The 11,992-nt window shown below is 74.8% G+C and carries 12 protein-coding genes; 1 reads left to right on the top strand and 11 read right to left on the bottom strand.

Annotated features, from left to right (window positions below):
* Window positions 1–699, bottom strand: a 699-nt coding sequence (locus ACFXA3_RS20215) for a xanthine dehydrogenase (RefSeq protein ID WP_385188516.1), incomplete at its 3' end; no start/stop codon positions are given.
* A gap of 223 nt (window positions 700–922) precedes the next feature.
* On the opposite strand from ACFXA3_RS20215, the gene ACFXA3_RS20210 reads away from it, so the two are divergent.
* Window positions 923–2,212 carry a phosphoribosyltransferase family protein gene (locus ACFXA3_RS20210; protein WP_385188515.1) on the top strand — a complete coding sequence of 430 codons (1,290 nt, stop codon included), beginning with the start codon at window positions 923–925 and terminating at the stop codon, window positions 2,210–2,212.
* Between the two features lie 27 nt (window positions 2,213–2,239).
* Here the strand turns inward: ACFXA3_RS20210 and ACFXA3_RS20205 are convergent, their stop codons facing one another.
* From ACFXA3_RS20205 to ACFXA3_RS20160, 10 genes are all read right to left on the bottom strand, one after another.
* Window positions 2,240–2,848, bottom strand: a complete 609-nt coding sequence (locus ACFXA3_RS20205; protein ID WP_082410840.1) for a DNA-binding response regulator — start codon at window positions 2,846–2,848, stop codon at window positions 2,240–2,242.
* A 93-nt stretch (window positions 2,849–2,941) separates the two neighbouring features.
* A complete protein-coding gene (locus ACFXA3_RS20200) occupies window positions 2,942–4,084 on the bottom strand; it encodes a sensor histidine kinase (RefSeq protein WP_385188513.1) in 1,143 nt (380 codons plus the stop codon).
* A gap of 177 nt (window positions 4,085–4,261) precedes the next feature.
* Entirely contained in the window at window positions 4,262–6,178 is a 1,917-nt protein-coding gene (locus tag ACFXA3_RS20195) for a TOMM precursor leader peptide-binding protein (RefSeq protein ID WP_385188511.1), read from the bottom strand.
* A 349-nt stretch (window positions 6,179–6,527) separates the two neighbouring features.
* Window positions 6,528–6,725, bottom strand: coding sequence for a hypothetical protein (locus ACFXA3_RS20190; RefSeq protein ID WP_385188509.1), 198 nt, complete (start codon window positions 6,723–6,725; stop codon window positions 6,528–6,530).
* 149 nt (window positions 6,726–6,874) lie between these two features.
* On the bottom strand, window positions 6,875–8,110 hold the full coding sequence (locus ACFXA3_RS20185; protein WP_385188520.1) for a cytochrome P450: 1,236 nt from the start codon (window positions 8,108–8,110) through the stop codon (window positions 6,875–6,877).
* 80 nt (window positions 8,111–8,190) lie between these two features.
* Window positions 8,191–9,102, bottom strand: a complete 912-nt coding sequence (locus ACFXA3_RS20180; RefSeq protein WP_385188507.1) for a carboxymuconolactone decarboxylase family protein — start codon at window positions 9,100–9,102, stop codon at window positions 8,191–8,193.
* Entirely contained in the window at window positions 9,099–10,007 is a 909-nt protein-coding gene (locus ACFXA3_RS20175; protein ID WP_385188505.1) for a class I SAM-dependent methyltransferase, read from the bottom strand. The genes ACFXA3_RS20180 and ACFXA3_RS20175 overlap by 4 nt, the downstream gene beginning before the upstream one ends.
* Complete coding sequence (locus ACFXA3_RS20170; protein WP_385188503.1) at window positions 10,001–10,933, bottom strand: alpha/beta fold hydrolase; 933 nt, start codon at window positions 10,931–10,933, stop codon at window positions 10,001–10,003. Before ACFXA3_RS20170 ends, ACFXA3_RS20175 begins: the two co-directional genes overlap by 7 nt.
* A complete protein-coding gene (locus ACFXA3_RS20165) occupies window positions 10,930–11,565 on the bottom strand; it encodes a LysR substrate-binding domain-containing protein (RefSeq protein WP_385188502.1) in 636 nt (211 codons plus the stop codon). The genes ACFXA3_RS20170 and ACFXA3_RS20165 overlap by 4 nt, the downstream gene beginning before the upstream one ends.
* A gap of 1 nt (window position 11,566) precedes the next feature.
* On the bottom strand, window positions 11,567–11,869 hold the full coding sequence (locus ACFXA3_RS20160) for a DUF6182 family protein (RefSeq protein ID WP_385188518.1): 303 nt from the start codon (window positions 11,867–11,869) through the stop codon (window positions 11,567–11,569).
* Between the last annotated feature and the right edge of the window lie 123 nt (window positions 11,870–11,992).

Below are 11,992 nucleotides of genomic sequence, written 5' to 3'. Positions count from 1 at the left end.
GTCCCTCACCAACACCACCCAGCCGGCCTCCCGGCGCGCCCCCAGCAGCTTCCCGGCCTCTGCGACGGAGCCGACCAGGCCGGCCCCCCAGCCCAGCAGCAGGGCCTGCGCCTCGATGATCCCGGCGAGTTCGCCGCCCCCGCCGATGACGACGTACGGCGCGGACGGGTACGCCTCGACGAACACCAGCCCGCGCTCCCCGTAGAGGGCGTCCCGCCCGGGCCGGCGCGTGGCCAGCAGCTCCCCGGCCCGCCGCCCGGCATCGTCGGCGGGCACGTCCACGGCCCGGACCACCTCGCTCACCGCCTGCCCGGCCTGCGCGTCGAGCCGGGTCACCAGCGCGACCCCCGCCCCCTCCCCGAGCAGGTCCCACCACTCGGCGGGCACCGCCGACAGCGGCTGGAGCAGGATCTCGGCGCGCCCGCCGCAGGTCAGCCTGGCTTCGACGGCCTCGTCGGCGCCCACCGAGACGTCGCACACCCGCGCGGTGGCACCGGCGGCCATGGCCGCGGCCTCGGCCGCCAGTTCGGCGTCGAAGACGCCCCGGTACAGGGCGCCGACGCACTCCCCGCGGGCGTCCCCGAGCCGGGCCCCGGCGGGGTCCCGCGGCCCGAACCCCTGCTCGGCCACCGGCCGGGCCAGGAACGCGGCCCGCCCCTCGGCCGCCCACCGCCGTGCCGTCTCCACCAGTTCACGCATCGCGCTGCCCCATCCTCGTCGTCAGAGCCCACCGCAAAGCGCCAGGTCAGCGGCGCAGCGCGGCCTCATGGCCAACCTACGCACGCACCCCGCTCCCACCCACCCCCCAAAACCCACAGATCCGGACCCACCTCCCTCGTACGGACCACCGGACCCGAGTTGCACGCGGGCGCCGGGAGGGGTTGGTTCGAAGTACGGCAGGCAAGGTTGGGGATGACCCGAAATGCTCTTCACAGACCGCGACGACGCAGGACGGCGGCTCGGCACGGCACTGGGCCCGTACGCGGCGGGCCGGCCCGTGGTCCTGGGGCTGCCGCGGGGCGGGGTCCCGGTCGCCTTCCACGTGGCCCGCGCCCTCGGCGCCCCCCTCGACGTGATCGTCGTCCGCAAGCTGGGGGTCCCGTACCAGCCCGAGCTGGCGTTCGGCGCCATCGGCGAGGGCGGGGTCCGCGTGATCAGCGACGACATCGTCCGCCGGGGCCGGCTCGACCCGCAGGACATCGCGTCCGTGGAGCGGGCGGAACAGGCGGAGCTCGTCCGACGGGCCGCCCGCTACCGTGCGGACCGGCCCCGGGAGGAGCTCCGCGGCCGCACGGTGATCGTGGTGGACGACGGCATCGCGACGGGGGCGACGGCGGCCGCCGCCTGCCGCGTCGTACGGGAGCAGGGCGCGGCCCGGGTGGTGATGGCGGCCCCGGTGGCCCCGCCGGACGCGCTGGCCCGGGTGGCCGCGGTGGCCGACGAGGTGGTCTGCCTGTCCACACCGGCGGGCTTCTCCTCGGTCGGCCAGTGGTACGGCGACTTCTCCCAGACCCCGGACGAGGAGGTCGTCTCGCTGCTGGCCCGGGCGCCGCGCGGGCCGGCGGTGGCGCAGCAGGCCGACGCGGAGGTGGTGGTGGAGGCGGCGGGGCTGCGGCTCCCCGGGGAGCTCAGCCTTCCCCCGGACGCGCGGGCCGTGGTCGTGTTCGCGCACGGTTCGGGCAGCAGCCGCCACAGCCCCCGCAACCGCCGGGTCGCCACCGACCTGAACCGGGCGGGCCTGGGCACCCTGCTGTTCGACCTGCTCACCCCCGCCGAGGAGGCGGACCGCTCGAACGTCTTCGACATCGGGACCCTCGCCGCCCGTCTCGGCGCAGCCACGGCCTGGCTCGGCGCCCGGACCCCGCTCCCGCAGGCCTACTTCGGGGCCAGTACGGGCGCGGCGGCGGCCCTGGCAGCGGCGGCGACCCCGGACTCACCGGTCTTCGCGGTGGTCTCCCGCGGCGGCCGGCCGGACCTGGCGGGCCCCCGCCTTCCGGGGGTCCGTGCCCCGACGCTCCTGATCGTCGGCTCCGAGGACCCCCTCGTCCTCACCCTCAACCGCGAGGCGCAGGCCCGGCTGCGCTGTGAGAACCGGCTGGAGGTCGTCGAGGGCGCCACCCACCTCTTCGAGGAACCCGGAACGCTGGAAGCGGTGTCCGTGCTGGCCGAAGGCTGGTTCACGGCGCACGGGCCGCCGCCCGGCCCGCCCTGAGCGCAGGGGCAGGACGAGCACGCAGCCCTAGACCAGCCAGCCGGCGTCGCGGGCGATGCGGATGGCGTCGACCCGGTTGCGTGCCTTGAGCTTCATCACCACGGTCGTCAGGTAGTTGCGCACGGTCCCGGTGGACAGGTGGAGTTCCCCGGCGATCTCGGTGGCCTCCGATCCCTGGGCCGCCATGCGCAGCACCTCGGTCTCGCGGTCGGTCAGCGGGCTCTCCAGACCGTTCCAGGCCGCCACGGCCAGCTTGGAGTCGATGACCCGCTGGCCGGCCACCACCCGGCGGATGGCGCTGGCCAGTTCCTTGGGGGAGTCGTCCTTGAGGAGGTAGCCGGAGACCTGGGCCGCCAGGGCCCTGCGCAGGGTGCCGGGGCGGCCGAGGCTGGTGAGCATCAGCGTCCGGCATTCCGGGAGGTGTTCGTGGATCTGCATCGCGGCGCTCAGCCCGTCGAGCCCGGGGAGGTCTATGTCGATGATCGCGATGTCCGGCCGGACGTCCAGGGCCGCGGCCAGGATCTCGTCGCCGCGGGAGAGTTCGCTGACGACCTCCAGGTCGTCTTCCAGGTCGAGCAGGGCGACGAGCGCTCCGCGCACCATGTTCATGTCTTCGGCCAACAGGATCCTGATCACCGTGACGAGCCCCCCGTCCGCGCGGTCGATCTTTCAACAGATCATAGCAACCTGCCCGGTTCCGGATCCGGGACGGCCCGGCGTACCGCGGGTTCAGGCCACGAGCCAACTGCGTTCGCCCTCGGGCGACTCGTCCAGGTCGGGGTCGACGTCCCCGTGCGCCGGGACCCGCGCGACCAGCCGGAACACGTTGCCCGGGCCCCGGTCCACCGACAGCTCCCCGCCCACCGCCCGCACCCGCAGCCCCAGGTTGCCCAGCCCGCTGCCGCTGTGCGGCGAGCTGTCGCGGTATCCCTCGGTGACGCCGTCGTTGGTGACCGACAGCGTCATCAGCCCGCCCTCCTCGACGGCGGTGATCTCGCAGTGCGCGGCCCGGCTGTGGCGCAGCACGTTCGTGACGGCCTCCCTGAGCACGGTGGCCAGCACCGTGTCCACCGGCGAACTGACCTCGCCCATGCGGATGTCGGTCACCGCTTCGACCTCGGCGGCGCCCAGGACCGACCGGGCCGAGGCGATCTCCTCCTCCAGCGACATGTCCCGGTACCCGCTCGCCACCCGGCGCACGTCGGCCAGCGACTGGCGGGAGATGGCCAGGACGTCCTCGATCTCGCCCATGGCCCGGGCCGGATGGGCCGGGATCAGCCGGTGGATGAGTTCGCCCTTGAGCTGGATCGCGGACAGGCTGTACCCGAGCAGGTCGTGCAGGTCGCGGGCGAAGCGCAGGCGTTCGCGGGTGACCGCGGCGCGGGTGAGTTCGCCGCGGCTCTCGTGCAGGACGCGGACCAGCTCCGACAGCCGGGTCAGGCCGAACGTCACCAGCCCGGTCAGCAGGGTGGTCTGCACGAGGTAGATGCTGTCGAGCACGGGCCGCCCCTCCTGCAGCGGGGGCACGAGCATGCTGACGCCCACGCATCCGTACAGGATCCAGCCCAGGCGCGGGGGCAGGAGCAGCAGCAGGGAGCCGGCGAGGAAGCCCGCCATCGCGCCCCACTGGGATTTCAGGGCGAACAGCGGAAGATAGGTGAACGCGGCCTGGGCTCCCAGGGTCAGCGCCCGGCGGGCCGCGGGCACGTGCTGCGTGCTCGTCCGCGAGTGCAGGAGCTGGAGGGCGAAGACCGCACCCAGGCAGCCCAGGGCGGCGGCCAGGGCGGGTCCTTCGACTCCGGCGCTGAGGATGTTCAGGGCGGTGATGCCGACGTAGCACAGGAGCGCGGCGATCAGGATGACCTGGGCCATCCGGGGCGCGGGTAAGTCCCGGCTCCGTCGCAGAATGCCCTCGACCAGGACCGCCTCCGACGGTCCATCCGAGGACTTGAGGCGGCCAGGCATGTCAATCCCCCTTTGGTGTTTCCGTGTTACATGCCAGGTGTGAGCATAGGCGAGGGGTCCGACCGGGGGGCGCGAATCGATCGCTCACACGAACAGCGGAATGGGGTTGAGCTGGTCGTACGGAGTGGCTTCGGACAGCCGCCCGAGGCGCACCGGAACGTCGAAGAGCCGGCCGGGCGCGAACCGCGCCCAGAAGTGCCGCAGTCCCGGTACGACCACTTTCGTCACGGGAATATTGAGGTCAGGTCGGCTCTGGTCGAGGACCAGCAGATCCAGCCCCTTGGTCCGGACCATCTCCGTGATCATGTGGACGTCGTCCAGCAGGTCCGGGGTGCGGACCGACGGCCAGTGGCCCGGTGTCCGGGACTCCGTCATCGGATCGGCCGCGAGATATGGCTGGTTGGCGACGGTGGCCCCGCGCCACCAGGACAGCGGCTCCGGGTCGGTGATCCGGTAGCCGCTGCCGTCGCCCCGCGCGTCGCCGACGGCGGGCAGCAGCTGCCCCATCTCCGACAGGGCCCGGCACAGCGCCACCCGGGGGTCGAAGTGCGCCCCGAAGCCGAAGACGACGTCCTCGGCGGGCTTGTCGGTGCGCCGCGACAGCGCCGCGAACACCGGGACGCCCAGATCGGAGCTGACGTCCAGCGCCCACACCTCGCGGTTCATCCGGCGCAGCCCGTACCGGAACCGCTCGATCCACTCGTCCCCGAAGGACGCCAGGTCCACCCCGGGCTGCCGGGTGCGGTTGTACCACCACAGGGCCACCGCGTCCCGCTCCACCAGCTCCAGGAAGCCCTGCACCAGCGCGTCCTCGGGGCTGCTGCCCGCCGCGTTGCCGTTGGAGTCGGCCCACGGCTCGTCGGGGGAGGAGTTCGCACCCCGCCCGAAGTACAGCATCGAGGTCGGCAGCAGCCGCTGGACGCCCTCGGTGAGCGACCACACCGGGGTCCACTCGGTGGGGCGGTCCTCGTCGAACGGCGCGGGCACGTGGTGGAACCGGGAGTGCCGCGCGTTCCACCGCTCCCGCTCCGCGTACTGGCGCGCGCCGTACAGCTGGCAGTCGTCGGGGTGCACGGCGTCCTTGCCCAGGCCCCGCAGGGAGTCGCGGACCACCGGCTCGTCGCCGTGCCGCGTACCGCTGTAGCGCTCGACCGCCTCGCACAGGGCGCTGGTGCGCGCCTCCTCCTCGGTGCGCCCCTTGCCGCCGCTGAGCGCCCGCAGACCGGAGCGCAGGCCGGCGAAGGACGCCGACTCCATGGCCAGGTTGTGCCCGGAGGTGTACGCGTGGACGAAGCCGGGGGCGCCGGACGCCTTCCGGATCTCCTTGACCACCCCGGTCACCGGGTCCACGAGGTGCCCGTGCGCCCGCAGCATCTGCGCCGCCGTCAGGGCGCGGTCCCCGCCGCCGGTCGCCGCCGCCTTGGGCCGTGACACGGGGACGAACGGGGCCCGGACCCGGCGGGCCACCAGCCCGGGGTCCCCGCAGGCCGCGCACTGCGGGCGCCGGGCCACCGGGTGGCTGGCGGTGCGCAGGCGCAGCGTGTCGAAGGTGTGGATGCTGCCCTGTTCCGGATCGCGCAGCCCGGCCAGCCACTTCGCGCTCTCCAGCACGGCGAGGTTGACCGCGAGCGCCGTCCCGGCCGCCAGCCCGGCGGGCGGCCGCGGCACCGGGCCGTCCAGGCCGAGCGCGCGCCGCACCGGCACCTCGGAGTGGCGGTGGCCGCGCAGCCGCACGGCCAGGCAGTGCCAGCAGGGGCCCGCCCCGGGCCGGAAGAACGGGCCCACCCAGGGATCCGTCCCGCACAGCTTGGCGAGCACCCACGGCCGGCCGGCGGCGCGGTGGGCGGCGTCCACGGCGGCCAGTTCCGGGGAGAGGTAGTCGTCGCACAGCACGAGCACCAGGTCGGCGGTCCGCGGGTCCCCGCAGACCCGGATCCCGGACGCCCGGCAGGCCTCGGCCACCGGCGCCGGGTCCAGCCCCGGGAGCGCCTCGACCGCCACGCGGGCCCGGGCCAGGCTGGCGGCCGCCCGTCCGCCGTCCAGCCCGGCCAGGTCCCAGTACGCCTCCGCCTCGGCGCCGGGGCGGCGGAGCGGATCAGCCCGGCGTCGGCCAGGGACCGCAGGGCCGCCTCGGTGTCCTGGACGCCCAGGATCCGCGCGGCCTCCTGCCGCACCGCCCCGACCGTCCGGGTCCCGTCGAGCAGCGGTACGAGGACCTCCGCCTCGCTCCCGCCCAGCGCGGTCACCCCGCGCCGGGACACCAGGTAGGCGGCGTCCCCGGGGACGACGGTCGGCCGCAGGTGGGACTTGAAACCCACCAGCGCGGCCGGCCGTTCGAGCTCGCTGGCGCTCATGCTCCGAGCCGCCCGGCGATCGGCGCCGCCGGGCCCGCGACCTGCGTCTGGCTGCAGACGGTGAACAGGGCGTACGCGCTGTCGGGCAGGGCGTCGAGGTTCTCGATCACCAGGCCCGGCTTCGAGGAGCGGGCGGGCAGCGGCGCCGGGCCGGTGCCGGGGTTGATGCGGGCGTTGGCCGAAATGCTGGTCATGGCGGTGAAGTTCCCTCTGCGTCGTCGTGGCGCGGGTTCGATCCGTTCACGACGATTCTGCGAGGATCCGGTGATCGCAGGACAGTGCCCCGGTCACCACCGGAAGGTGAAGATTTCACATGGTCCGGTGCCTCCCCCACCTTGCCAGATCACGGCAGCCACCGGACCGGAAGGCTCCGGGGGCCCCGGATGAGGAGACCCGTGCGCCAGGAGAGGTCCGAGGGGTGGGCGGCCAACCACAGGGCCGGGCAGCGCTCCAGGAGCGCGGTGATCGCCGTACGGGTCTGGAGCCGGGCCAGCGGCGCCCCCAGGCAGTAGTGGATGCCGTGGCCGAACGCGATGTGACCGCCCGCCGCGCGCCGGATGTCGAAGCGGTCCGGATCGGGGAAGCGCGCCGGATCCCGGTCGGCGTCGGCGAGCGCGACCAGCACCAGTTCGCCGCCCCCCGGGATCACCGCGCCGGCGATCTCGACCGGCCCGGTGGTGAAACGGTACGTGGTGGTCTCGACCGGCCCCTCCCAGCGCAGCATCTCCTCCACCGCGTTGTCGATGAGCGAGGGGTCGGCGCGCAGCGCGGCGAGCTGCTCGGGGTGGCGCAGCAGGGCCAGGACACCCGTCGCGATGAGATGCGCGGTGGTCTCGAAACCGGTGACCAGCAGGAGCCAGGCCATGCCGATGAGTTCGTCGGCGGAGAGCCGGTCGCCGTCCTCGTCGGTGGTGCGGACCAGGGCGCTCATCAGGTCGTCACCGGGCCGCCCGCGCAGATCGTCCACCATGGCGACGAGGTACCGCGTCATCGCCTCCGTCGCGGCCGTCCGGGTCTGCCGGTCCGCGCTGCTCAGCGCCTGTTCGGCCCAGCCGCGGAACGCGGCGCGGTCGAGGGCGGGCACCCCGAGGAGCTCGCAGATGATGCCCATGGCCAGCGGGAACGCCAGGGCCTCGACGAGATCGGCCTCCCCGGCCGGCCGGGCCAGCATGGCGTCGAGGAGCTCGCCGGTCAGCGCCCGCACCCTCGGCGCGAGCGCCTCGACGCGGCGGGGCGTGAACTCCTTGGCGACGAGCCTGCGCAGCCGGGTGTGGTCCGGCGGGTTCGAGCTCAGCAGGTTCTCGCCCGCGGAGAGCCTGGCCAGCGGCAGCGCGGGCGAGGCGTCCTGCCAGGACTTCGACAGGGCGGGGTCGGTGAGCGCCGCGCGGCACGCCTCGTGCCCGACGACGAGCCATGCCTCGGCCCCCTCGGGCACCCGGACCCGGTGCACCGGGCCCCGGGCGCGGAGCGCGGCGTACACCGGATGGGGATTCCCGGTGAAGTCCGCGCCGAGCGCCCCGAAGTCCACGGCGATGTCCGGCGCGGTGCCCGACGTGGTGTCCGGTGCGGTGCCCGGCATGGTGTCCGGCGCGGTCTGCGCCGCGATGTCCGTTCCCACGGTGACTGCGTTCCTCTCGACGGTTGCGGGCCGGTCCCCTCCTAGAGCGCCGACGTCTTCCGCTTCTCGAACACCTCCCTGGCCACCGCGATCGCGTTCAGCGCCCGCGGGAACCCGACGTACGGCACCACGTGGATCAGCGTCTCCACGACCTGCGCCGGACTCAGGCCGACGTTCAGGGCGGCCCCGATGTGCACGCGCAGCTGGGGGGCCGTGTCGCCGAACGCCGTCAGCGCGGCGACCGTGACGAGCTGACGGCGCCTCGCTGACAGCCACGGCCGCTGGTAGACGTCGCCGAAGGTGAACTCCACGATGTACCGGCCCAGGTCCGGGGCGATGTCCTTCAGCGACTCGATCACCTCCAGGCCGTGGTGACCGTCGATCTCCACCAGCTTCTCGGTCCCCCGCAGAAAGCGGTCGCGCGAGTCGTTCGCGACCGGCGGCTCGAACGTGACGCCCCGGTCCGCGAAGACCGTACGGGCGACGCCGACCGCGTTGAGCACGCGGGGGAACCCCATGAAGGGGACGAGGTGGATCAGGGCCTCGACGACCTCTTCGGGCCGCACGCCGACGTGCAGCGCCGCGTCGACGTGGAAGTTCAGCTGCGGCGCGGTGTCGCCCTGCGCGGTCAGTGCCGCGACCGTCGACAGCTCCCGCTCCCGCAGATCCAGCCCCGGCCGGGCGTAGACGTCGCCGTACGCGAACTCGACGACGTAGCGGCCGAGGTCCGGGGCGATGTCCTGGAGCGAGTCGATCACGGCCGCCCCGCGGTCGCCCGAGGTCTCGTGCAGGACGGCCAGCCCCCGCTCGTAGCGGGCGTTGTCGCCGGTGACGGCCGCGGCGGCCACCGGAGTCGAGGTCAGCAGGCCCTCCGCGAGGCCGATGCCGACGAGGGCGCCCCCGGTCAGCGTGGCGCGGCGGGTCATCTCGGCGGTGCTTCGTGCGTCGTTCATGGTGTCCGTCCCGGTTCCTGTCCGTTGGTGTCCGTCGATTCGAAAGGTGCGGGGCGCGGGCCCGCGGGCACCGTGCCGACCGCGATGACATTGCCCTCGCTGATGTATCCGTCCGGGTGGCGCAACGGGTGGGCCGGACCGTCGGGGTCCAGGAAGGGCGCCCAGTCCCCGGCAATGCCCTCCGCCGCCGCCTGCCGGGCGAAACGCGCGCACGCGTTCCCGTAGAACCGCAGGGCGGACGGGGTCAGCGGAGCGTGGTGCTCCATGAGGACCGTGCGCTGGCGGACCGCGGTCAGCCCGGCCGCACGCAGCCGGCGGTACAGCTCGCGGCCCCTGAGCAGCTGGCGGGCGTACCCGGGGGCCCCGGCGGACGCCCGGAAGAAGTCGGTGATCAGGAACGGGTCCGCCGGGCGCACGGTGCTCAGCGTGCCGTCCACGTCCTTGACCGCGACGAGCCCGCCCGGGCGGGTGACCCGGCGCAGCTCCGCCAGCGCCCGCGCCAGCTCCCCGTCGTCGAGGTACTGGGTCGTGTTCGCGCACCAGACGGCATCGAACGTGCCGTCCGCGTACGGCAGGTCGAGGACGCTGCCGTGGCGCACCTCCACCCGCGCGGCCGCGGGGTGCTCCCGCATCCGCGCGGCGGCGCGCTCCGCGCTCTCCGGGGCCAGGTCGACGGCCGAGACCCGGCCCCGGGCGCCGACGCGCTCCGCGATCAGGGGAAGGAACGCACCGCTGCCGCAGCCCGCGTCCAGCACGTGCCAGCCGGGCCGGATCCCGACGCCGTCCAGGGCGTCCCGGTAGTACGCGGCACACGCCTCGAAGTGCGGGTCCACGATCTCCTCGTGGGTGAACGGCAGTCCGGTGGACGTCGTGTACCCCCACCCGGCCCGGTCGGCCGTCAGCACGCCGCCACCCCCGCCCCCGCCGTGATCTCCGCCTGGGCGAGCAGGCCCGCGAGGACCTCCGCGGTCGCCCGCGGCGCCTCCAGGGGGGCGAGGTGGCCGACCCCCGGAAGGACGACGAGCCGGCCGTCCGGCAGCTCCCTGGCCGTCGCGCAGGCCTCGTCGAGGGAGACGAGCTCGTCCTCGGCGCCGATGACCACCACGGCGGGCACCGCGGCCGCGCGCAGGACGGCGGCGGAGTCCGGACGGGCCGCGACGGCCCGCTGCGCCCAGGCGACGGACCGCGGCGGGGCCGCCAGCGCCAGCTCGGTCAGCCGGGCCGTCAGCCCGGGCCGGCGGGCCCGGGTGGTGGCGCCCAGCAGCGAGGGCGTCGTCGCGGTGACGAGCGGGCCGTGCGCGGCGCCGTCGAGGACCGCCTCGGCGAACCGCAGGCGCTGCCCGGCCGCCCCGGCGGTGTCGGCCGTGCTCCTGGCCGCGAACAGGGCCAGCGCCCGGACCCGGTGGGGGTGGCGGCGCAGGAAGGCCATGGCCGCGTAGCCGCCCATCGAGCAGCCGGCGAGGGCGACGGTGCCGAGGCCCTGCCGGTCGAGCTCCCGGGCCAGGTCATCGGCCACGAGGTCGAGCGAGGGGGCTCGGTCCGGGAGCGGCGCGGCGCCGAAACCGCACTGGTCGGGGGTGAGGACCCGGTGGCCGCGGGCGCGCAGCTCCCCGGCCGTCTCCTCCCACATGGACGAGTCGAGGGGCAGGGCGTGCAGCAGGACGACCGGGAGCCGTCCGGTGCCGCGGTCGGTGCCGTGGTCCGTGCCGCCGTCCGTGATGCCGTCCGTGATGCCGTCCGTGCCGCGGTCCGGGCCGTGATGGGCGCCGCCGTCGGGGCCGGGGGCCGCGCCGGGGGCCGGCATCCGGTCCGGGGTCCGGTCCGCGCTCATCGCCGCGCCGCCCGTTCCGCGGCGGCGACGAACCGCCGTACGTGCTCCGCCGGTTCGGCGGCGCGCAGCCGGCCGAACGCCACCGGCGAGGGCAGCAGGTCGTGCACCGGGACCACCTTGATGTCCGGCGGGACGACCGCGTCCAGGGACCGGAACGACACGTGGACCGCGCCGGTGCCCCGCAGCAGGTCCGCCATCGCGGTGAGCGTCGTCATCGGGTGGATCCGGCGGATCGTCCGGCCCCCGGGGGTCCGCGGCGGCACCACCAGGTCCCAGACGTGCGGCGGGAAATCGCCGGGGCACCGGAAGCCCTCGTACGCCGCGACCTCCTCGACCGACACCGAGGCGCGGCCGGCCAGCGGGTGGTGGTCCGCCACGAGGACGGCCCGCCCGTCGAAGCCGACGGGATCGCTCACGGCGATGTCCGGCTCCAGCGGGTCGTACTTGACGATCATGATGTCCGCGTGTCCGGCGCGCAGCGGGCCGAACGGGTCGGTGACCTCGTACGGGACGTACTCCACCGCCGCGGGCGGGTACCCGGCGGCCTCGACGAGGCGCGAGGCCAGATGCGTGGAGCCGTGCACGCCGAGACGGACGGGGCGCAGCGCTGTGGTGGTGCGGGGGGACGGCATGTCAGACCTCCGTGGTCAGGGCCGCATAGGCCTGGAGTTCGTCCGGGCGGTGGACGTCGGTGTCGACGCGCAGCAGCGCGAGCCGGGCGCCCGGGCCGGTCAGGCGCGGCACGAACCGCAGCGTCAGCCGGTCACCGGGACCGATCAGCCCGTCCAGGACGGCCTCGGCCAGCAGGTGGTTGACGTGGACGAGCGCGCCGGTGACCGTCACCCGGGCGGTGGCGATGAACAGCTCGCGGTGGACCGGGGTGCGCGGCCCCGGACGGCCCGGCACGGTCACCGTCGCCGAGGGCCGGCCGGTCAGTTCGTGCGGGGCCTCGAAGGACTTCAGCAGCCGGCGCGGCGCAACTTGGCGAGGTAGCCGCGGTCGTAGTGCCCGGGGGTGGGTTCGAGGTCGTCCCAGAATAACGCGAGGCGCGCACGGTTG

This window comes from Streptomyces sp. NPDC059456, from assembly GCF_042750055.1.
Classification (GTDB): domain Bacteria; phylum Actinomycetota; class Actinomycetes; order Streptomycetales; family Streptomycetaceae; genus Streptomyces.
The sequence above is the reverse complement of the archived record's forward strand: the minus strand, read 5'-3'. Positions and strand labels throughout refer to the sequence as shown.

Excerpts from the sequence above, each read along its gene's own strand:
- ACFXA3_RS20210 (WP_385188515.1), top strand. The coding sequence starts at position 923 with ATGCTCTTCACAGACCGCGACGACGCAGGACGGCGGCTCGGCACGGCA.
- ACFXA3_RS20200 (WP_385188513.1), bottom strand. The coding sequence starts at position 4,084 with ATGGCCCAGGTCATCCTGATCGCCGCGCTCCTGTGCTACGTCGGCATC.
- ACFXA3_RS20190 (WP_385188509.1), bottom strand. The coding sequence starts at position 6,725 with ATGACCAGCATTTCGGCCAACGCCCGCATCAACCCCGGCACCGGCCCG.
- ACFXA3_RS20185 (WP_385188520.1), bottom strand. The coding sequence starts at position 8,110 with ATGCCGGGCACCGCACCGGACACCACGTCGGGCACCGCGCCGGACATC.
- ACFXA3_RS20180 (WP_385188507.1), bottom strand. The coding sequence starts at position 9,102 with ATGAACGACGCACGAAGCACCGCCGAGATGACCCGCCGCGCCACGCTG.
- ACFXA3_RS20170 (WP_385188503.1), bottom strand. The coding sequence starts at position 10,933 with ATGAGCGCGGACCGGACCCCGGACCGGATGCCGGCCCCCGGCGCGGCC.
- ACFXA3_RS20165 (WP_385188502.1), bottom strand. The coding sequence starts at position 11,565 with ATGCCGTCCCCCCGCACCACCACAGCGCTGCGCCCCGTCCGTCTCGGC.